Annotated in this window: 30 protein-coding genes and 1 tRNA gene; 5 read left to right on the plus strand and 26 right to left on the minus strand. The window is 37.6% G+C overall.

Features of this window, described 5'->3' with window-relative positions:
• Positions 1 to 16: 16 nt before the first annotated feature.
• Both AC59IL_RS26305 and cobC read left to right on the plus strand, forming a co-directional pair.
• The gene (locus tag AC59IL_RS26305) at positions 17 to 829 is read left to right on the plus strand and encodes an adenosylcobinamide-GDP ribazoletransferase (RefSeq protein ID WP_496555202.1); all 813 of its coding nucleotides are present in this window, start codon (positions 17 to 19) and stop codon (positions 827 to 829) included.
• A 98-nt stretch (positions 830 to 927) separates the two neighbouring features.
• The gene (cobC, locus tag AC59IL_RS26310; RefSeq protein ID WP_496555203.1) at positions 928 to 1,536 is read left to right on the plus strand and encodes an alpha-ribazole phosphatase; all 609 of its coding nucleotides are present in this window, start codon (positions 928 to 930) and stop codon (positions 1,534 to 1,536) included.
• Between the two features lie 89 nt (positions 1,537 to 1,625).
• On the opposite strand, the gene AC59IL_RS26315 is transcribed toward cobC, so the two are convergent.
• Complete coding sequence (locus AC59IL_RS26315) at positions 1,626 to 2,330, minus strand: LytR/AlgR family response regulator transcription factor (protein ID WP_496555204.1); 705 nt, start codon at positions 2,328 to 2,330, stop codon at positions 1,626 to 1,628.
• Positions 2,327 to 3,358 (minus strand): sensor histidine kinase, encoded by a 1,032-nt coding sequence (locus AC59IL_RS26320; RefSeq protein ID WP_496555205.1) that lies wholly within the window; start codon positions 3,356 to 3,358, stop codon positions 2,327 to 2,329. The genes AC59IL_RS26315 and AC59IL_RS26320 overlap by 4 nt, the downstream gene beginning before the upstream one ends.
• 27 nt (positions 3,359 to 3,385) lie before the next feature.
• On the opposite strand from AC59IL_RS26320, the gene AC59IL_RS26325 reads away from it, so the two are divergent.
• From AC59IL_RS26325 to AC59IL_RS26335, 3 genes are all read left to right on the plus strand, one after another.
• Positions 3,386 to 4,393 (plus strand): hypothetical protein, encoded by a 1,008-nt coding sequence (locus AC59IL_RS26325; protein WP_496555206.1) that lies wholly within the window; start codon positions 3,386 to 3,388, stop codon positions 4,391 to 4,393.
• Between the two features lie 197 nt (positions 4,394 to 4,590).
• Positions 4,591 to 4,662: transfer RNA gene (locus AC59IL_RS26330), tRNA-Arg, on the plus strand.
• A 227-nt stretch (positions 4,663 to 4,889) separates the two neighbouring features.
• Positions 4,890 to 6,410 (plus strand): phage integrase SAM-like domain-containing protein, encoded by a 1,521-nt coding sequence (locus AC59IL_RS26335; RefSeq protein ID WP_496555207.1) that lies wholly within the window; start codon positions 4,890 to 4,892, stop codon positions 6,408 to 6,410.
• 168 nt (positions 6,411 to 6,578) lie between these two features.
• On the opposite strand, the gene AC59IL_RS26340 is transcribed toward AC59IL_RS26335, so the two are convergent.
• The 24 genes from AC59IL_RS26340 to AC59IL_RS26455 form a co-directional block, all read right to left on the minus strand.
• Positions 6,579 to 6,746 (minus strand): hypothetical protein, encoded by a 168-nt coding sequence (locus tag AC59IL_RS26340; RefSeq protein WP_496555208.1) that lies wholly within the window; start codon positions 6,744 to 6,746, stop codon positions 6,579 to 6,581.
• 92 nt (positions 6,747 to 6,838) lie between these two features.
• Complete coding sequence (locus AC59IL_RS26345) at positions 6,839 to 7,258, minus strand: DUF3085 domain-containing protein (RefSeq protein WP_496555209.1); 420 nt, start codon at positions 7,256 to 7,258, stop codon at positions 6,839 to 6,841.
• 198 nt (positions 7,259 to 7,456) lie between these two features.
• Positions 7,457 to 8,209, minus strand: a complete 753-nt coding sequence (locus AC59IL_RS26350) for a metallophosphoesterase (protein WP_496555210.1) — start codon at positions 8,207 to 8,209, stop codon at positions 7,457 to 7,459.
• 109 nt (positions 8,210 to 8,318) lie between these two features.
• The gene (locus tag AC59IL_RS26355) at positions 8,319 to 8,663 is read right to left on the minus strand and encodes a hypothetical protein (protein WP_496555211.1); all 345 of its coding nucleotides are present in this window, start codon (positions 8,661 to 8,663) and stop codon (positions 8,319 to 8,321) included.
• 889 nt (positions 8,664 to 9,552) lie between these two features.
• Positions 9,553 to 10,086, minus strand: a complete 534-nt coding sequence (locus tag AC59IL_RS26360; RefSeq protein WP_496555212.1) for a hypothetical protein — start codon at positions 10,084 to 10,086, stop codon at positions 9,553 to 9,555.
• Positions 10,087 to 10,286: 200 nt separating this feature from the next.
• Entirely contained in the window at positions 10,287 to 10,643 is a 357-nt protein-coding gene (locus AC59IL_RS26365) for a hypothetical protein (protein ID WP_496555213.1), read from the minus strand.
• A 7-nt stretch (positions 10,644 to 10,650) separates the two neighbouring features.
• Positions 10,651 to 10,893 carry a hypothetical protein gene (locus AC59IL_RS26370; RefSeq protein ID WP_496555214.1) on the minus strand — a complete coding sequence of 81 codons (243 nt, stop codon included), beginning with the start codon at positions 10,891 to 10,893 and terminating at the stop codon, positions 10,651 to 10,653.
• A 669-nt stretch (positions 10,894 to 11,562) separates the two neighbouring features.
• On the minus strand, positions 11,563 to 11,823 hold the full coding sequence (locus tag AC59IL_RS26375) for a hypothetical protein (RefSeq protein ID WP_496555215.1): 261 nt from the start codon (positions 11,821 to 11,823) through the stop codon (positions 11,563 to 11,565).
• 259 nt (positions 11,824 to 12,082) lie between these two features.
• Entirely contained in the window at positions 12,083 to 12,625 is a 543-nt protein-coding gene (locus AC59IL_RS26380) for a hypothetical protein (RefSeq protein WP_496555216.1), read from the minus strand.
• A gap of 55 nt (positions 12,626 to 12,680) precedes the next feature.
• A complete protein-coding gene (locus AC59IL_RS26385) occupies positions 12,681 to 13,007 on the minus strand; it encodes a hypothetical protein (RefSeq protein WP_496555217.1) in 327 nt (108 codons plus the stop codon).
• A gap of 88 nt (positions 13,008 to 13,095) precedes the next feature.
• On the minus strand, positions 13,096 to 13,467 hold the full coding sequence (locus tag AC59IL_RS26390; RefSeq protein ID WP_496555218.1) for a hypothetical protein: 372 nt from the start codon (positions 13,465 to 13,467) through the stop codon (positions 13,096 to 13,098).
• A 78-nt stretch (positions 13,468 to 13,545) separates the two neighbouring features.
• Entirely contained in the window at positions 13,546 to 14,019 is a 474-nt protein-coding gene (locus AC59IL_RS26395) for a hypothetical protein (RefSeq protein WP_496555219.1), read from the minus strand.
• Positions 14,020 to 14,065: 46 nt separating this feature from the next.
• Entirely contained in the window at positions 14,066 to 14,416 is a 351-nt protein-coding gene (locus AC59IL_RS26400) for a hypothetical protein (RefSeq protein WP_496555220.1), read from the minus strand.
• 121 nt (positions 14,417 to 14,537) lie between these two features.
• Positions 14,538 to 15,206: a DNA ligase-like domain-containing protein gene (locus AC59IL_RS26405; RefSeq protein ID WP_496555221.1), complete on the minus strand. Its 669-nt coding sequence runs from the start codon at positions 15,204 to 15,206 to the stop codon at positions 14,538 to 14,540.
• Positions 15,207 to 15,233: 27 nt separating this feature from the next.
• Positions 15,234 to 15,830: a hypothetical protein gene (locus AC59IL_RS26410; protein ID WP_496555222.1), complete on the minus strand. Its 597-nt coding sequence runs from the start codon at positions 15,828 to 15,830 to the stop codon at positions 15,234 to 15,236.
• 98 nt (positions 15,831 to 15,928) lie between these two features.
• Positions 15,929 to 16,501, minus strand: coding sequence for a hypothetical protein (locus tag AC59IL_RS26415; RefSeq protein ID WP_496555223.1), 573 nt, complete (start codon positions 16,499 to 16,501; stop codon positions 15,929 to 15,931).
• 55 nt (positions 16,502 to 16,556) lie between these two features.
• Entirely contained in the window at positions 16,557 to 16,946 is a 390-nt protein-coding gene (locus AC59IL_RS26420) for a hypothetical protein (protein WP_496555224.1), read from the minus strand.
• 56 nt (positions 16,947 to 17,002) lie between these two features.
• A complete protein-coding gene (locus AC59IL_RS26425) occupies positions 17,003 to 17,314 on the minus strand; it encodes a J domain-containing protein (RefSeq protein ID WP_496555225.1) in 312 nt (103 codons plus the stop codon).
• A 2-nt stretch (positions 17,315 to 17,316) separates the two neighbouring features.
• A complete protein-coding gene (locus tag AC59IL_RS26430; RefSeq protein ID WP_496555226.1) occupies positions 17,317 to 17,562 on the minus strand; it encodes a hypothetical protein in 246 nt (81 codons plus the stop codon).
• A gap of 92 nt (positions 17,563 to 17,654) precedes the next feature.
• Complete coding sequence (locus AC59IL_RS26435; RefSeq protein ID WP_496555227.1) at positions 17,655 to 17,996, minus strand: hypothetical protein; 342 nt, start codon at positions 17,994 to 17,996, stop codon at positions 17,655 to 17,657.
• 48 nt (positions 17,997 to 18,044) lie between these two features.
• On the minus strand, positions 18,045 to 18,521 hold the full coding sequence (locus tag AC59IL_RS26440) for a hypothetical protein (RefSeq protein WP_496555228.1): 477 nt from the start codon (positions 18,519 to 18,521) through the stop codon (positions 18,045 to 18,047).
• Between the two features lie 14 nt (positions 18,522 to 18,535).
• A complete protein-coding gene (locus tag AC59IL_RS26445) occupies positions 18,536 to 19,372 on the minus strand; it encodes a methyltransferase (RefSeq protein ID WP_496555229.1) in 837 nt (278 codons plus the stop codon).
• 114 nt (positions 19,373 to 19,486) lie between these two features.
• Positions 19,487 to 19,861: a hypothetical protein gene (locus AC59IL_RS26450; RefSeq protein ID WP_496555230.1), complete on the minus strand. Its 375-nt coding sequence runs from the start codon at positions 19,859 to 19,861 to the stop codon at positions 19,487 to 19,489.
• A gap of 70 nt (positions 19,862 to 19,931) precedes the next feature.
• Positions 19,932 to 20,426 carry a hypothetical protein gene (locus AC59IL_RS26455; protein WP_496555231.1) on the minus strand — a complete coding sequence of 165 codons (495 nt, stop codon included), beginning with the start codon at positions 20,424 to 20,426 and terminating at the stop codon, positions 19,932 to 19,934.
• Positions 20,427 to 20,592 lie beyond the last annotated feature (166 nt).

Below are 20,592 nucleotides of genomic sequence, written 5' to 3' on the forward strand. Positions count from 1 at the left end.
AATCAAGGGATTTAAGATGAAAAAAGAAATACGCATATTCTTTACCGCTTTAATGTTCCTCACCCGGTTGCCGGTGCCCCGGTTTACCGATCACTCGCCCGAATACCTTGAGCGATCGGTAAAATATTTTCCTCTGATAGGCTGGATCGTTGGCGGTATCAGCGCATTAACCTTTCTGATCTTCAATAAATACATCAGCGAAGATATTGCCATTGCCGCCTCTATTATTGCAGGCATTCTAACCACCGGCGCTTTTCATGAAGATGGATTTGCCGATGTATGTGATGCCTTTGGGGGCGGGTGGACAAAAGAAAAGATACTGATGATCATGAAAGACAGCAGACTGGGTTCGTATGGTGTAATCGGCATGATTGCTATACTCTCCTGCAAATTTTTATTACTGAAAGAATTGCCCAAATTCACGCCTAACCTGTTGTTTCCTTCAATAAATATCTTTTACAACTACCGTTACTTTTTATTTACAATTATTGCTGCACATGCCGTAAGCCGACTGATGCCGGTATTGGTGATGTGTTTTTATGATTATGTAACAGACCCCGATGGCAGTAAATCAAAGCCAATAGCCAGCCGAAAACCTTCTTCCATAGACTTGTTGGTTGCGATCATCGCAGCAGGCATTCCTTTTATATTTATGAGCTGGCAGTTTTTGCTGGCTGTTGCGCCAACGATATGGATCGCATTCAATTTGGCCAAATATTTCAAAAAATGGATCGGCGGTTATACCGGCGATTGCCTCGGCGCTATTCAGCAGGTAAGTGAACTCACGTTTTATCTGGCAACTATCATCATCTGGCGATACGTAGTTTGATTTCTGATTTCGGGATTTAGAGATTTTGAGATTTCATTTGATGATACACCTGAACAAATCTCAAAATCCCTAAATCCAGAAATCTCTAAATTTGCCTTATGGGGATATACCTTATTCGACATACAACACCACTTATTGAAAAAGGCATTTGTTACGGGCAATCGGATATTGATGTAACAGATTCATTTGAAGCCGAAGCAGCATTGATACAATCTTCACTGCCCGAATCGGTAAAACAGGTATATAGCAGTCCGCTGATACGTTGCCGCAAACTGGCTGATTTTTTATTTCCTGAACATACCATTGCATTCGAACCAGGATTAATGGAACTGCATTGTGGTGAATGGGAACTGCTGCATTGGGATGCAATTCCACCAGAAGTAATTGATCCGTGGATGAAAGATTTTGTAAACGTATGCATCCCGGGCGGAGAAAGTTATGTTCAGATGCATAGCCGCGTAACAGCCTGTTTTAACAAAATTGCAGCTCAGGAAACACCCGTGGCCATTGTTACCCATGGCGGCGTTATCAGAAGCATTTTAGCTCACATTACACAAACGCCGCTTGTTGATTCATTCGGCGCTTTCAAAATTCATTATGGTTGTGTAATGCAACTGAAAGTAACGCCCAACGGATTTCAATACGAAGTGCTGCACAATGTAACTACTGAGAAGGAACAGCATAAGCCGAGTAAGTTCAAAAAGTAGTCGGAAAGACCGGAAGACGGAAAGTCGGAAAGAAGCACGTCATATTTTTGTCTTTCTTTCGGACTTCCGGACTTTGCTGACTTTCGGACTTAGCTTTTCATCTTCTGCATAAACGGTTCTTTATAAATTCTGCCAACAGGCAAATCGTTACCATTATGCAACTGTACCGATCGGCTGTTGAAATGTTTAATAGAAGAAAAAGCAACAATATAGCTCTTATGAATACGAATGAATTTTCCGGCAGGTAATTCGGTTTCGAGCGACTTTAAAGCAGCCAGTGTAGTAAATGCTTTTTCACGGGTATATATCTTTACATATTCACTTAATCCTTCGATATATTCAATATCATCGAACAATACTTTAATGATACGGTAATCTGATTTAATCATTAAAAAATTTCGTGTTGCATTTTTTTGCTCATGCCATACTTTACGGTATTGATGGTATTCAACTGCTTTCTGAACTGCTTTTTCGAAACGATCTTTTGAGATGGGTTTTACCAGATAATCCAGCACATCGAGTTCATAAGCCTGCACGGCATAATCGTGGCGTGCTGTGGTAAATATTACCATAGTTTGATCCGGCAGTTCTTTTACCAGGTCGAAGCCCGTAAGGTAAGGCATCTGAATATCCAGCAGTAACAGGTCGACCGGTTGCTGCTGAATAAAAGCAACAGCCTGCCGGGAATCGGTAAATGTTTTTATTACTTTCAATGACTGCAGACTGCCTGCATATTCTTCCAGCACCTTAATAGCAAGGTATTCGTCATCTACTATAATACAGGATAAGCTCATGCGATTGCAATAGAAAGGGTTATTGAAAATGTTTGAGGGTTGTCATCTATTTTAAGTTCATGCTTACCGGCGTATACCAGTTGTAACCGCTTTTGCACGTTAGGCAAACCAATACCGCCGGTTTCCTGCTCAACAGGCGGATCGGCTTTGGTATTATGCACATGAACGGTTAATGTATTATCATCCGGCATACTAATCTTCATATAAACAGTTGCCTGCCGCTGAATACCGATCGCAGAATGCTTCAGTGCATTTTCGAGCAAAGGGATCAGCAATAAAGATTCTACTTCAACCTGACGTTTAACTTCATTAATAATTTTTATAGAAAGGGGTTGCTCATACCGCAACTGAAATAATTCAGCATAGGCATTCAGTGCATCCGTTTCTTTTTCAAGCGTCACCCTGCCGGTGCTTTCGTATAACAGGTACCGCAGCAATTGCGACAGCTTCATCAACGCTTCCGATGCTTTATTCGACTTTAACAACGTAAGCGAATAAATATTATTGATGGTGTTGAACAAAAAATGCGGATTCATTTGCGCCTTCAGAAAACGAAGCTCGGTTTGCAGGTGCAGGTTTTCCAGCTCTACCATTTTCGATCGCTTATGTTCATTGCTCACGGCCAAACGAAGCAGGGAAGCAATAGCAGCAATAAAGATCTCAGAAAACAAAATGGCCCCTTTTATTCTTCTGCGCGAACCCAAACGGGAGGTTAGCACATCGGGACTGATTGAAGCAAAATGCATTTCGATAAACCCTCTGACCGGCGTAAGTACAATAATAAGGGCTACAAGACCTGCAATAGCCATTAACCGGTGACCTTTTTCAAAATAGCGGGGAATGAGAATGCTGTAACAAAAATAAAAGTTAATGAGGTGACAAATAAATATAAGTGCTGCGCGGGGCAAAGCATGTTCAGGCTTCAGGTTGGTATTGGATATATACAATACCAGAATAAGAGCTACCAGCCAAAACACAACCTGTGTAATAACGGCAAAAGATAAAAAAGTACGGCGTGATAACTCCATACTCAAATTTACAAAACCACCCTTGCCATGCAAGTTAATATGCAGTTTACCGGAACAATATGGTCGTTTGTTGAAATTACATTCCCGGCCATCAAACCCGGCGATACTATACCGGTCTGTAAGCTGTTTAATTGCCGGCCAGGTAACAAACACAAACTAAAAATCAATTACAATAAACCTTTTTTAATCTTCAAAACAACAACCATGAAACAAAATTTCAACGCTATGAAAACCGCCGGATGTATTGGCGTAGCCGCAATGCTTACCATGTTATCCTGCAAAAAAGACAATTCTACCAACAGCGGCGATCAGGCCACAGCCATTTCACTGACGAGCTCTGCCGGCGCCTCGCAAAGTTTATATGATGACGCTTTTGACGTGGTAACGCAGGAAGGCGAAAACAATAGTGTAAGCGGAAGAATTACCACCTGCGCTACGGTAACGGTAACGCCCGCCGACAGCACCACCTGGCCCAAAACCATGACCATCGACTTTGGTTCGGGATGTACCAGCGCCAATGGTATAACCCGCAAAGGAAAGATCGTAGCCACGCTGAGCAATAAGATCCGTACAAACGGAACTACTATTTCGGTAGCTTTTGTGAACTATTATGTTAATGATTACAAGGTTGAAGGCACGTATTCCATTACCAACAGTTCGGGCAATGGCAACGGACTGGGCTTTACGACTAAGGTTAGCGGAGGTAAGATTACGTATCCCGATGGCACCTGGTATAGCTATACCGGCACCCATACCCTTACACAAACAGGTGGCATTGGAACCATTACATTTTTAGATGATGTGTTTTCATTAACCGGCAATTGCACGGCTACCTCTTCGGCCGGGAACAGTCTTACAGCAGCCATTACCACCCCGATCGTTAAAAATAACACCTGCAAAAACATTGTATCAGGGGTGGATCAGTTCACTTATAATGGTATTTCGGGGTCATTAAATTTTGGCGACGGCACCTGTGATAACCAGGCCTTGCTAACCATAGGATCGACCACCAGGGTGATTATCCTGCCCCGGTAGAACTCAGTTTTAAGTTCTAAGTTGTAAGTTCTAAGTTTTCAGCTCTGGTTTTCGGCTTAACTGCCGGAGCCCCGGGGCCGGAACTTAGAACTGTTTTTTAAATATCACATTAAATATCAACGTTTCGGGTATTTGGCAATTTTAATGTAAATTTGCCGCCCTGAATCAGCAAAGGCAGTTGCCCATTGACGATTCGCGGTCTCGTAGTACAATGGATAGTACGCATGTCTCCGGAACATGATATCCCAGTTCGATTCTGGGCGAGACCACTCTCCCACTTCCAATGGAGTTCAAATTGAACGCCATTTTTCTTTCAAACCGGCTACAGTATTGACTTCCAGCAAATATCTATATCAAATCAACTAAAATTAATTAAATAAAAAGGGGGGCTGATTCAGGGGCCTTCCCGGGGGCCTAAATTGTAGGCCCCTGCGAAGCCCTACCGCTTGCTTTGAAGCATTGAAAAGAGATTTTTTAAACTCTTAAAAATTAAATTATGCAAGTGCATCAGAACCTATCCATTTTATTCTATCGCAAAAAGAAAAAAGCTAATAAAAAAACCGGGCTTATACCCCTCTATTGTCGGGTGACCATTGATGGCATGGAAGACGAAATATCAACCGGCTGCAAGGTACTCTATGATGATTGGGACAGTGAAAATAAATTGGTTCTATCAACCCATCTAGATCACAAAGCCATCAATAAGAAATTGGGGCAAATGAAAACTGATGTCCAAAGGCATTTTGATCTTGTTGTCGCCAAAAATGGACTGGCTACGCCCAAAGAAGTTTTTGCTTCCTATCAAACACCGATCAACGGACATAAACAAAGATCTGAACGATTAGAAAATGCTGTTTTTAGTATAGCACTAGACGAATTAATTAAGGATAGTGTTAAACACCTTCGTACTATCGAAAATCTGAATAGAAAAGGAACGATAGGCCCTTCTCAGTTAGAACTATTAAAAGTTGAAAGAGCTGAACTAATTAAAAGGACCGAAAAGTTAGGCGAACGTGGAAGGAAAATTTGGGAAGATAAGGAATGGTCAAAAACTCTTTTGAATGCCATCGATGAATTTTTATATCACTTTTTGGAATTGGTTTTAGCAGATGAACGCGCCCGGGCGACCTTTTCAAAAATAATAACGACAAAATCCAGAATTCTCGAATTTATTAATCATCGGTACAAAAAAGAAAATATTCCTCTTTCTGCGTTGGAATATTCCTTTATCTCTGAATTTACAAAATACGTAATTATTCATAATAAGAATTCACACAATACTGTCTGGAAATATGTACAGATTATTAATGAAATTATTGACAGGGCTGTGGCAAACCGGTGGGTAATGTTCAATGTGTTTGCGGGATTTTCCTGGAGCTATAAGGAACCCGATAACAAGGCCTGGCCCTCAATGGAAGAAATGTTACACCTAATAAGTTTCGAACTGGAAGAAAAAGAGTTATCTCATATACGAGATGTTTTTGTTTTCCAGTCATTCTCGGGTCAAGCATATGCAGAAGTATATGCATTGAAACCAGAAAATCTTGTTGTTGGTTTTGATGGTGAGACCTGGATTGATCAGCGCCGCCAAAAAACAACCGTTCCTGAGACATTGCCATTACTACCGATTTGTCTTGAAATATTGGAAAAATTCAAAAATGAGCCGCGCTGCCTTCGCAGAGATAAATGCCTGCCTGTACCTACAAACCAGCACTATAACCGCTGTCTCAAAATAATTGGCGAGAAAACAGGTATTTCATGCTTAAACAATTGTCATCAAGCCCGTTACTTTTTCTCTAACGAAGTTGCCCATGCAAACGGTGTAGAAACGAAAACCATAAGTACGCTAATAGGTCAAAAGAAGGCTGAATCTATCGACACTTATGTAAAACCTACGAAGAAGGTAATTAGCAATACTATGAAAATGGTAAAAGAAAAACTGTATGGTGAAGGTGGGCCGTTTGGAAGAAATACGGAATCTTCAAAAGGAGCAAAGGTAATTTCAATGAAGCGCTAAACCATACTCAATCTTTGCTTCGCATAAAAAGATCTCGCTGAATTTGTGTTAACGGGTGAATAAAGCTGTAGGTAATAAATTTTTTCCTAACGCAATGGTTTTGCACCTGCCTCAAGATCGTTGCGCTACCACGTCCTGGAGAACCATATAGAAAATATGTGTTATGAATTACTGTTGTAATCTCATGGATTTTTCTATGACAACGATATAGTTGTTACCATCTTTCAATGTAATAACCGTTATTCCCCAGATGTTCTGTATTGTTGTTACATCAGCAATATTGAATGGAGTCTTCAGGTGTTGGAAAAATGCTGCTTTGAATTCCTCAACTGACATGTGATATAGTTTTCGTGAATAATCCTTAGAAATGCTCTGGGAAACGTTTAACTAGGTGCCGAACAGGGCTGGTCGTGTTATCTCCCTCTACGTTATTTTCTTAAAACTAATTTTACGACAAAATATTCTTCGTCTATTTTTATTAAAATGTCAGCTCCTTGCTTTAATCCCTGTCTGAGATCATTATTAAATTCGAAAGACTCTACAAAATCGTCACCCCCCATGACTGCTCTACATTTTTCCCAACAGTCAGGAACTGTAGGTTCAAAACCTTCTGCATAACAAACATGGCTTATATCTTTAGGAACTTCTTTCAATTTGGCAGAAGTCATGAGGTAAATTCCGTCATCTTTTACTAGCCAAAGTGTGGGAATAGCAGTTTCATAATATCCATCATCATTACTGTTATTTTCATTTGCATCTTGCTTCTTTGTTGTGATAAATATTTTTGATTGTTCTGTAATTTTTAATACGCTTTGTAACTTTTCGTTTTTGAAAATAAGGGATGTCATAATTGTAATTTTTTAAAATTATTTTTTGGCCCTTTCTGCTTTAAGCCAACCGGAAACTCTTTGCTTTCGTTCATTCTACTTTTTTTTGTATTCATTGCTACAGCTTCATCACTTACCCATTTTTGAATGCGTTTTTAAATGGGATTCATCTTAATGTCTATATATATAACAGAAGATTTTGAAGATATTTTTTATGTATTACTCGTTGGAAGAAAACAAATCAGATTGCCAGTATTTTTTTGTATGAACATTCATTATAGTTAATCGTCCGTTTTTACCTGATCCGGTATCTAAATTGTAAATATTAGCTGCTTTTAATGGTGTACTTAGTCCCCAATGCAAAGTGGTTGTATGTCCGATAAATATATTTTTAAAAGGTGTGATGATTTCAAAAGGTTCTGAATTACTGTGGTAATGTTTCTGTATTTGCCATTCAAGTGCATCTTCCCATAAATCACGGTCCCAATAATAGATTGCCGGATTTTGTTTCTCAAAAGGCTGGAATCTGTTAAAACCTCCGTGAATAAATAGATTATTGTCCTGGTCAGTATAAAACGGCAATTGATTTTTAAAAAAGGCTTGGTGATGCAACGGAATATCAGAAGGATTAAGAGAAACTTTATAACCATTTCCATTCTTTTTAAAAATAAGTTTTTTACCTGCATGTAAAGAATAGGATTGAGCAGTTATTAGAGCTCCATATGTCCACTGAGCCGGATGATAACCTGAAAGTAAGAACTCCAAAAACCATGCTTCATGATTCCCTTTTATCGCTATAAGATTTTTTATTTTCAGAAGTTCTTCGATGCATTCATAGACTTGTTTGCCACCGTCTATGACATCTCCTAACTGAACCAGAGTATCCCTTTGATAATCGAAATTGCATCTTTCAAGACATTGTTTAAATCCTTTAAGGTTTCCATGCAAATCTGCAATTACGTAATCTGCCATACAGTTTAAATTAACAGCTTGTGATTATGCCGGTGTACAAAAAAAGCCAGGCTATAGCCCGGCTTTGATTGCAATGAAGAAGTAAGCAGTGAACTGCGTAGTTGTTGTTCTATAAATTCCAGATTCTGTCCATTAACTCCGATTTTAACGCTTTAATTTGAGGGGCTTTATCAGGGAATTTTGTTTCGTTTGGTATTGCGGAATATGCCTGACGAATATTGCCCTCGTTGATCAGGCTATTTACCTTATCCATTTGTGATTCAAACTCCGTGTTTGTGCGCTGTTGTCTCAGCTTCTTTGGTGAATTACAGTGCGATTGATTTGTGGTCTCATCAACAAAAGATTTTTCGCGGACTGGCTTGGGTTTCTTATCAGCATTCTTTGTTACAGAAGTCACTTTTTGAACCTTGTTTTTATTAGTGGCGGTAGCACTAACCTTGTTCGTGTTATTCATAATTTATTTTATTTAAAAGTGAAATAGTTTGTTGATGGTTTTGATATCACTGTCAGTTACACGGACAACATAAATGCATACTTGCCATTTACTTAATGTTTCTTGAATGACTCCTCCAGGTTGGTTTTTCTCTAAAACCTTATTTGTTTCTTGTACGTTGCCAAATCGTCGAACCCAGTATTTTCGAGGTTAATCGCCTTTAAGCTGCTCCAAGGTGGCGAACAATACTATCCTCATCATAGATTACAATAATTAATTCACCTGGCACCGGGCCATTGGGGTCAGGACCGAAGCATAAGGTGTATACTTCAAGATGCCCGTTTTTGTGTGAACGGTGGCCCTTTCAATTTGTTTTTACCGACATAATTGTTCTTTTAAGGTAAGTAAAGGAATAAACCATTTGGAATAATAAACAGCGAAGAAAACAGAGGGCTTTACCAGCCCTCTGTTCGTCCGTTGTTAAAGGTTGATTTTAATCAAATACCCGATTAAGGTATTATCCATAGGATTAAACTCAACTTGATGATAGCTTCGATATTTGCCCGGCTGATATTTCATACAGGCATGTTCATCATGGGCTAATACTCCCGAATCGTGCAGGGAAGACACATGGTCGTTATGGTCTTCTTTGCAGTGTTCAAATAGAATATAACGGGTCCCTTCCTGTATATCGGTTAATAGCAGATGCGGTTGATTTTATAGAGAATTGTAATAAGGCAACGGTTCTCAATGACCTTGAAGAAATTTCGACGTCATTTAGTTATTATGATAAGGATTTTGAAAACAGAGAATATTTTAAAAACCAAGAATGGAAATATAATACGGCTATTGAATTAATTCAGGCAAATCGTAAATAGGAACCAGTTAGATGAATAAAAGTGGCAGGCGCTTATTTAGTTAAAAAATCTAGTCCATTAGTTTTATCGAGGCGCCAGCCGTCGTCGTATTTAATAAAATAAGCCACTTCTTTTCTTGTCTCTCCTACCTTAGGAGGGCTTTTATAAAGCTTTGCAAATGGTGTAATATTACTTATTTCATGGACATATTCTACAGCAGCTTTATTTTCGGAAAGCTTTATTCCTGTAATTTCTTTTAATTTCCATTCACCTACTTTTACTCTTTGAATAGCTCGAAGCTCCTTTTCATCTTCCGGCGTTGGAACTAATAAGTCTTTTGCATTGTCAGTAAAGAATATGCATCTATTAGGGAAGATTGCATTTGTGTCTATGGTTATAAGACCGTCCTGAATTAAGCCAGCTCTTTTGGCGTTGGCTGCGAACTCTTGGTCCGCAGTAAAGATTTGATAGTACAATTTTTTTGGGTAGTTTTCATTTAGAAGATCAAAGGCCTTTTTCCGCGTAAGGCTACTAGAGCAGCTAGTGATAAACGCTATAACAACCAAAGTAAGAAGTATTGGTTTCATGGATGTTAAGATATAAGGTTATAGAATATTATAAATTTACACATTGATGTTAGTATCAGCAAAGTAATTTCAAAATCCCAAGCAGCAGCGAAAGAAATTAACAAATTATTTGCTATGTTAAAAAGGGAAATTGGTTCCAACACATTTCCTGCGATTTTACCTAATAATAACTTTTCTGTTTGCAATAAGTTTTAAATAATTCAAATAAAGTAAGACGGCTTAGGTAGGGCTACAAATAGAAAAAATTCTAATAAAGTACGAACTGGCATTTCTATATTTCTTGTATGATAAGGGGCCAATTCTTTAAATCTTTGGGTTGATACCTGACAGTAATGATTTCGGGGGAAGTCCACCTTTTTTAACCAATTTTGAAGGATTGGTTTATAAGCATAGGTTTCATCTTTCTCACTACCAACATCGGCTAACATAATAGCATCGGGCCTAATGCCTTTGTTTTCCAATTCTATAAAGTATGCAACGGTATCTACTCCCAGTCCACATGCGGCAATCAAAGGTTGCTTGACTTCAAAGAATAAATTTAATTGAATATTCATCATGAAGCGTTTAGTCTAGTGAAGGCCAGGTGAGGGTATCGAGTTCCTCTTGGGTATGCATTCTAAAGTATGATTCATCTGGCCCCATCCATGAAGTGTTTGTCTTTGTTTTTATTTTTACCCATTTTTTATGGGAGCGTTTCTCGCCGGTTACAATCGCAGGATAGACAATGCGCTTTTGTGGATCAATCATGTCATTAGGTGGCGCGTCCCACATTAGTTTTGTACCTTCTTCTAAATTGTAAATTTTCATATTGTTTATTTTAAAGCGGGTGGTTTTACTCATCGGAAAAAATGCTCCAAATAAATCTGATTACGATCGCTACAATTAATACAGCAAGGATAAGCTCCATGATCGAAGCATTCATTAGAAAATGATATAGCTGTTTCATAATGATAAAAATGAAATATTGAATAAATAAGAAGGTTGTGGGGGTTATGCAATACGCTTGCTTATGTTTCAAATTCTCGCCCAATCAAATATTTTCCCTTCAATATCTGTATTACCATCTCGATAATACACCGAAATGTTGTGCCGCACTTTCACGCATTGCGGTATAATTCAATACGCCTGAACTATCCCGATATTGATCTTTATTTTCGTTAATTTGAACTTGCCAAAAAATCATGACCGCTTTTTAGGTAATGCGTTTTTTATCATAAGTTTTAATTTATCCTTGGCGATTTGTTGACATTTATCTGTAAGGACACCAACTTGTACTGTACCTTGAGAGCCTGATAGATAAGGGGCCCTGTAAGATTACACCGCCTTTGGGCGGCAATAACAGGATACGCGAAAACGGCATCGTTGATGTGGCCGGTTTGGGTAAAAGCCTTTAGATCGAGGCCTAACCGATAGTCCTGCCGAATCGCTTTTCATATCGGAACAAGTTGCGCCCTGTGTGGGATAAAACGAGGTAGATTAGATTAGCTTACTTATTTCTGTCATTAACAACCTGACAATTTTTCTATCCTCTGTATAGCCAACTACAAAATTTTGATATTGTGTAAGTCGTGGTGAGATATCTTTATAATCGAACATTCTAACTTTTGGTGGAAATGCACTTATGGTAAACGGGGTGCCACGTTCAATAAAATTCCCGTCATGATCCTTTGAAATATTTGCTTGAACTTTTTCTCCTACTTTATATTGATAATATTGAATGAGTTTTTGATTATCCATAATTACCTTCTTTTAAAGTTTATCTTTAAGGTGGGCTTCAAACACGTAAAATTTAAATAGGGTACAGGTTATCAGAATGAAATGCAACCCTGGTCAATTAGGTTGATTTTTTAAATTCGACGATTTTAGAAACATATAAATGATGCTCGCTTTCCTGGAGTTCTTTTTGAGCTGCTTTTTTGCTTTGTACCATTTTGTATCAGTGCTGCTAACAATTCCGAATTTGTGAAGCGAGTTGGTCCCAGTAGTATTCACCGAATTATTTGATTAACTTCTTTGCCTGTTCAGGAGTAATTTGCTGTCCGTCTTTCCAAAACTCTATATCAAGGAAAGGCCTGGAAGGAATTATAACCTTCTTTCCATTAGGGAAAAGATAAAGCTGATAATCGAATGTTTTCACTAAAGCAAATACAACCGGTTTACCTGGAAACATTTTAACCGAATCTGATTCATTAATTTCATTCGCTGACCGCTTTGAAAACGAAGGAAGGGCTAAATAGGGACAGACTTTTAAAGCGTATGTTGCACATTGTTTGTGCATGGGTGGATCAATGTATGCACCTCTTGGGTCAAAAGCTATTTTAGCTCCTGCAAGCAACCAGATATCAGACTTCAATGGATTACCGCAAATGGAACATTGTTTATTTATGATGCTTTCGGCTAACCGATAAACATTATGTTGACTAAAATCGGGTATGCCATTGGCATCTTGTTTTATAGTGAAAGGAATGGGATAACCTCTCTTGTCCTTTGGCAGGTTATTCATTTTAAAAGGAATGTCAATTTGTTTCCAATTATTCATTTTATGATGACATTTAAAAGTTGATATCTCTATTACTAATGAGAAGGATCTGCTCCTAAATTGGAGTTATTAGTTTTGAGAGGGTTTCAGATGTGTCCTTATGCAGGCATGGAATTTTATAACGAGAGTCTGGGTGTATTTTCCAAACCGTTTTTATATGATTATTTAAACCTTGTTTAATAAAGTATCCTTTTAACTGTTTAAGTTTCTTTTCTTCTTTTTTTAAAAGTTTCAAGGGATAGGGATTGAATTCTATTTCCTGTAAATATCTCAGGTGATTTTTTATTAAGTAGCTGCCGGATGAAGCAAATTGGTATAATGCAGACCACTGCCCTCTATGCCAGGACGCAGATATCAATTGTGCCTTTAGCTTAGTAATCATACTAATACATTATAGTTTTAAAAAAATGCAGCTCCTTTTGAGAACTGCATTTACGTAAGAACTTATTTCGACTTTAACTAAATAGTCGCTATTTGAACTGGTTTATATAGTCAAAAATGGTTTTCACAAATGGTGCCGTCTCTACTGGTCTATTTATATACCAATCGATTTTGTTATTGTCATACCATGCGTGGTAATAGTTGTTATCAGGAGATTTCCAATTTGGGATATGAAACTGGAAGCTAAAAAATTTATTGGTGATTCCACCTGATTGTCCATTTACAATTTTGACACGATATCCATCGTATACATCTTTTGTAGTTGAATTCTCTAATTGCAGAATGACCACTCGATCTTTATCCAAGCTGAAAATTCCTTCGTTATCGTACCAGCAAATTTTTGTTGACGATGAAGAGAAAAATTGCCTATTAAATTGTTCAAAAGGATTGATAGGTTTCATGTGAAGGATGGTTAAGTGTAATAAATAGATTGCATGAATTCAAAAAGAAAGGATACGGTTATAAATGAACGGAGCCTGTTACAAATTTTGCTTTCTCACAACGTGGTTGATGTAGAACCACAAACAAAAATTATCATCCGCTCCGGTTTCCTGTGAGCTTAGCAATTTGGTTGCATATTCAAAGGCGCTTTCTTCATTCATGTTTAGCTCTTCTTTAGCGTAGGATACGTAGTGTCTTTTTTGATCAGGATATTCAGGCAAATCCAAAAACTGGAAAAATGAAATGTTCACTGCTGTTTCAATTGTGAGCAGTCCGTTTTTTGACGCTACAACATAATTGATATAGTACCAGGTATAGAAGCGGTCTAATTGTGCCTGATCGGTTTCTTCTGTGACCGGTTTTCTTTCAAAATTCAAAGCGAATTCTTTGGCGTTGCTAACCGTTTTAAGTTCAACAACTGCATACCGGCGAAGTAACTTTAATGCTAATGTTCTTTTGTATTTCGAACGAAGATCTGTTGCAGCAATCAGCTGTGCTAGTTGAGTGTCCATAAAATTGATTTTAGATTTTTTGTAATTGGGTGTGGAGGAAGAAGCGTCAAATTTCTAATTGAGTTATTCTAGTTCTATTATCGTATTGAGACATACTTCGTATTTTAGAAACAGGTCCATCATATACATTAGAACATAACTCGCTGAAATATTTATGGTCGTTGGGTTTTCCTATTTGTTTTAAATAGGCTCTGATGAAAATAGGTGCATCCAAACCTTCTTCCAGGTAAGCTAACGTTCCCGATTGATGTGAATGTGTGCTTATCTGTTTTTTTAGATTGAGCACTACAATAGCACTATAGGGAACTTCTAACCAACCCTGATCTGCGTCATCATATATAAATCGGAATTGGGAAGGCAAGACGTCTCCCAGAGAAGTCTGTGCTTCTGTTTTCATTGCAATATTTTTAATGTTTAAATAATTAAAAGACTAATCTGATTGATGTGAAAAAGAATTTGAAGAAAAATCGAATGAGTATTACGAGTCGCAGAACTATGAAAATGAAAGAGAGGGAATTTTAGAAACTGTAATTCTTAGTTGCCTTTCTTACTTTCACTTGCCAGCCAACGTTGTTTTTTTCCTTGAAGCCCATTTGAAGTTTGGCTGTCTTATTTTTTAAAACTAATCCTTCATATAGGTCTGTCTTGACAATTGATTCGTAAAGTGATTTAAAATAGCTTTCATAGGAAGGCGCCAGGAATATATTTTCAACTTTAGTAGTCAGTAAATGTTCATAGATACCCAGTTTACCATTTGATTCAACCAATGCCCTGCTGCAACCAAACAACTCCAATAAAATGAGTAATCGGGCTTCAAGTGTTTCCCCAATTAAATATCTGCCTCTCCAGACAAGAATATCCCAAATGATAAACTTGTTGTTGAAAAAATTGCCATCCTCTCCTTTTTTGTTCTTATTCAGATATTCACCACAAAGAACCATAAACTTATCGCTATCATTCAGGTTTACATAATTAAGCGACTTTTGAAGTGACAGTTCTTCACCTGTCCGGTTAAAAAGTTTAGAATCTTGATGACCGTTAATAAATGTAACCGAACAACTTCCATTGTACTTTGGTTGCGCAATCCAACCTGCTCCTATTTCATCAAGTTGATCAGGTGCTATCGCAGATTCCGGACGTGGAGGGTAAATGTATTTGAAGTCATTGTACTCTGAAAATATACTCATATAGTATAGTTTTTGATTTGATAAAACCTATTCTCCCGCTGCCCTAAGAGAAATGATGGGAGCAATAGCATGAAACAAATCGACCATTTGGTCCCCGTATGTAGGAAGCGTATCTATTGTGCCTTTTTTGACGGTGAAAACTTCCTTTGCCAAAATGAGTGAAGCTTTTTCGTCATCAGGAATTCCTTCAGCGTTTTGTAATGCGTCTGAAATGGCATCGATATATTTCCTCAGAATGGCCTGATCAAATAAATATTCAGTGTTTCTTTCAACAACATTGGGAAATTTATCAGCCACAACTAATGCAACAGTATCTTCCATTTTTGTGTAACGATCCTGAACACTTACAGTAATGTTTCCTAATTTAAAAGACCCAATATTGCGACCTTGACTTTTGACCTCCGCCAGAAAGATTTCAATAGCCTGGCTTTTGATATAGCCTTCTGCCATTTTCTTTTTTGCTTCTGCTTTTTTCAATTGCTCTGAAGCTTCCTGATATTCCTTTAAGTGTTTTTCCAATTCCTCAGAAATGTTGAGCGAAGGCATTTTACTTTTATTTCTTTTGGTAGTTTCTACTTTTTTAGCTGTAGAAAATAAATTCGGTCTTGTTGCCTGTTGAGACATAGCTTTTAATATTTATGGTTATAAAATGAAAAAGCCTTTGCACGGTTAAATACAAAGGCTCGTAAGTATGAAGCAATAAATAGGGCTAAGCAACCGTATTAAAAACCTAGATGTTTTAACTGTAGGATAATATCAGCATCAATGGGGTCATCTGATTCAAATATGCTGTACAAGTCTTCTGCTACGCTATCCGATTCGCATGTTCTTATAAAGTAATCTTCCTTTATATCGCAATTAATCTTAGCGTACAAAACTGGAATGCTGCTAAAGACGGAAGAAACAGTTTGATTCTTTACAATAATTACGATCTTGGGTACACTGATATTTGCAAAGCTATCATTGGATGTATAACTTTCAGGAAATTCTGACTTGTATTTTTTAAATCGATCATTTACCCAAAAAGATGCAAAATCATCCCAGCTAATGGCATTGTATTTATTTTCTTCAGACTCCTCGAACTCATCCCAATCTTTGAGTTTGGTATAATATTGTGCATAGAATTCCTTTGCCCATTCACCAACTATTTCCAGGGAGGCAGAATAGCCAAATAAATTTCTGCGATTAGCAAAATCATACAAAGGTTTCAGTATAGTATCTGCAAAGCACGCAGTAAAGCAGTTCATTGCATCTGTATCTACATTACTAATGTGGATATGACTGTTTGTATTCATAAATTAAATGTAAAAGGGTGTACTTAAATGAAAGGCACATTGCTAATTCCCGGAATTAATCATCTATCTCATCCAATTGCCTTTTTGCAATCGCTTGCCATTCTTCAGTTAGTTTTGCTAACTGCACTGTACCATCCGAACCTGTTAAATAAGGCCCTTCAAGAATGATCCCTGCTTCAATCAATTCTTTATAAATTCCTTTGTTCTCGTCATAATTTTTTATAACAACGAGAGGGAACTGGTGATCTTTCGCATAATTAAGCCCCCGGTAGTATTCTTCATAATTAATGGTAAGATCACCCATTAAATCACCATTGGATTTCCGGACGGCCTGAATCGCAATAGTATTATTGGACTGGTAATAGCCAAATTGTAATTCGCACCTAGCGCCATAAAGTTTTACTGTATTCGCTTGCTTTTTTAGTTGTTTTGCTTTTGTTGCCATAAACTTATTTTTTAAAGGTTTGAAATTGATTTGCTGTAGTACTTTTTTCTTTAGGGTCAAGAAGTAAGACTAACATAAGCTGCGATGATCTTCTTAGTCATTTCATCGGCTTCGCCGGCCCGATGTTGATTTCGATCCGGGTGCCATTCCATAAGTTTACTTCGGTAAGCTTTTTTGATCTCTGCTTGTGAAGCGCCTTCTGAAATGCCAAGAATGGAGTAAGGCGTTTCAGAAGCTTTTTCAAGTATTTCTTCTGCTTCTTCTTTACTCATTCTTTGTTGAAATGCTTCTCTCCATTTCCTTGGATTTCCAAATCCGTTCGAGGTATCATAGGTTTTATACCCATCGAGAAATCCTTTCTTTGCCATAGCTATTGTTTTATCAGGTTCACTTCAAAAGGTTTTTCCTTTCCGGGAATCCCTAAAGACTGGAGATGTTTGCAACTGCGATTTCGTTTCCAGCCGGGGCAACTGCATCCCCAATGACGGTTCTTTTTATGCTGTGCAATTGTGTACAGCCGGTTAGAACTTGAACTTTTGACATTGAAACGGAATTGCCACTGGTCATTATCAGGCAATACCATTTCCTGACGCACATAAATGGTAGGCGTTTCCATAATATTATTTTGATAGTTAAAAAATCGTATGATCCTACATTCTAAAAGAGAGATTGCTGTTTGCGTTTGAGGGATATGTTTCTATAAGGCTTTTATTTGAAAACATTTTTCGCCCAGTCATCGAAACCGGAGGGTGTGATCCAGTAACTGCCAATTTTAGCAGCAACAATTACTTTGTCTTTATCGAATCTTATATAATCGGATGGGTTATTCATTTTCTTTGGAAGATGGATTTCTTCGGCAGTACCATCACCGTTGATTTGAAGAAAGACAAATTCGCCTTCATCAAATTCATCCGCAAAGAATTTATTGAAGGAGCCAATACATAATACTTCCTTCGTGTCCGATCTGCCAACAACAAAAGTTTTTCGATCTCTCGATAATATTATAAAGGGAGTATGATTGAGTTCACATAATTCAATATTTTTGTTCATCGCCTGATTTTTTTAAATGAAATATAGTAAATGAAAGTTGGGTACAGGTTATAGTAGCTTTGCTGCCTCTTTTCCAATTATTTCCGCGGCTGTCCAGGTACAATTTTCAGAAACAACAGATTTCCTGTTTTTCTTTTCAATTGTAATTTGATTGCCTGTATATAGTGCAATGGTGTCTCCTGCTTTTAAGTTTTTCCAATATGCTGCACTTACTTCTAACTTTTGTTTTCTACTGGCTTCTCTTTTTTCCGGGCCACGTTCCTGAATGTCTCTAATTTGAGTAAGCAAAGCCTTTTCCTGTGCATATAATTTTGTCAGGATTTTGGCCCTTTCTATGGTTCTATCTAATGCCGCCTCCTTTCTTTTGTTTAATCTTGGGGTGTGCCTGCCGGAGCCGACCATTCCTAAATGAAAGGAAGCTGCAACTCTATCGGTAATATCATTAACATTTTCTAACCTTTTAATCTTATTCTGAACAACTGCTAATTGCTCTTGAAGCAATTCTATTTGTACGTGCTTTTCCATTTGATTAGATTTTCCTAAAAGAGTGATTGTTGTTGTACGTTTTGAGGAGATGTCTTTCGTTTTGTTTTTTTAGCAGGTATAGAAACGGATGTGAAATCAAAAGTGACTATTTCAACTTTTGGTGATGCTCCTTTCCAGTGATGGCCGTTAGCATCTATGCCACAATTGGCTTCTACATGAATGCCGGTTTGAAGATTGAATTTTTCATATTCCTTCGAATCATTTATTGTAGATTGTCCATGTTCGGGATAATGAATGATAGGGCTGCTACCTTGAGGGATAATGAAGGCGCCGTTCCGGGCAATTTTGCTTGCAATTTCAATAGCTTTAAATTCAAAACTTCCGCCGCTATAATTTAAATGTGGCGTTTCCTTCATCGATAAGTTCTTACCAAAAGGAGGATTAGAAATCGCTAAATTGAATTTCTTGTTTTGAAATAATGATGGGAATTGCGGGTCCAGTATATCCGCACATATCCAAGTTGCAGTTGGCACTAATATTTTGCCCACTTTCACGAATTCAGGATTGATCTCTACGCAAACAAGTTCAAGATCATGCCATTTAATCCAATCCTGCAGCCAATAAGAAAGATGTCCAATACCAGCACACAAATCAATGATTGTGTTATGACCTTGTGCTTCTACGCGAAAATCTTTGGCAAGTTCGATGGGTGTAAAAAATATGCCGGCATTGATTACATTATCTCCTTCTGAAACCGCAGGATTAAACTTTTCAAGAATGAACAACTCATACTCTTCCTTTTTGTCGAGGTTTTTAATTGCATGCAATTGTTCCAAATATTTCATCGCCTGTTGGTGTTGCCGTATTTCAGGTTTGGTTAATCTTCCCATATCTCATTTTTAAGGAGTTATTAATAAGATACCTTGAGGAGTTTTGTTGGAGAATTGCCTTTATTTATTTGGAAAACAATAGGAAACGACAGTAGATCAACTGTGAAGGAGATTTTACTTACCTATAAATTGTCCCACAAACTTTAAATTGTTTAAAGGGCTATTCACTTCTACAGTCTTTTGCTGCAACTCTTTAGCAATATTCAAAAATCTTCTGCGCAATTTTATTCCTGGAGTGGAAGTGGTCATTTCAAGTGCTTTCATCATTAAGTCCAGTTGACTTTCTGTAAACACTACTTCATGATCTCGTTTACCAGATTTCATTGCAAAGGATCTTTGGTTTCGAATGCCGTATAAAAAGCCTCCGACTTTTGTAGATTCTTTTACTGTAAAATCATAGTGATGTTCTGCTTCATCAAACAACAAATCAAATTCTTCATCAATCAATTCTAAAACAGCGGTAAGAGTAGCAAAGAAATAATGTTCCATTTCTTTTGGTTTTTTGGGTAAAACAAATTTGAATTAGTAACTGTATTTGCTTTTCATCCTCTACATATATTTACTCATTTTTCTTTTGATTTCTGATTTGCTGTTTGAGAATTTCCCTTCGCTTAACATAGATAAGACGGCGTAATCCATTGAGTTTGGATTGAAGCCAATCGTTTAATTCCTTCCGTGCTCCCACCGCTTCCCACCGGCTTTCATTAAACCACCGCTCCAGTGTTTTACAACTTATGTGAGTAAAAATGTCTGTCCATTCATGATCCATTGGGGCATCCAAACTGCGGGTGTACATGTAAGCACAGCATTCTTCTAAGGTTGCCATTTCTTCACTCTTCTTAAGTGCTATCATTCTTGCTATTGGGATAATATTCAATATCCTTTCGGGTATAGTATCTTTCCAATGAGGGCTGAATGTCAGGATGGGGCCTTGAATTGCATCTATCATATTAAAAACCCAGTTTTCTACTTCTCTCTTTTTTTGAGGAGGATGTTCTTTAGGAAAATTTTCAAAAAGATCTCCCTGAACACCGGTAACCTGTGGTGTGTTCATGATAAATAAGTTTGAATGATTATTACTTTGAGGGAGTATTGCAAATCAAAAGAGCATAGACGTTATTGTATAATCTTGAAGTATGAGGAAATGCTCTTTGATTTATTTTAACGTTTGCCGGATTAGACGTTCTGTACCATTAAACACAGAACTATTTAACTTGTTT

This window comes from Niastella sp. sgz303648 (assembly GCF_059587045.1).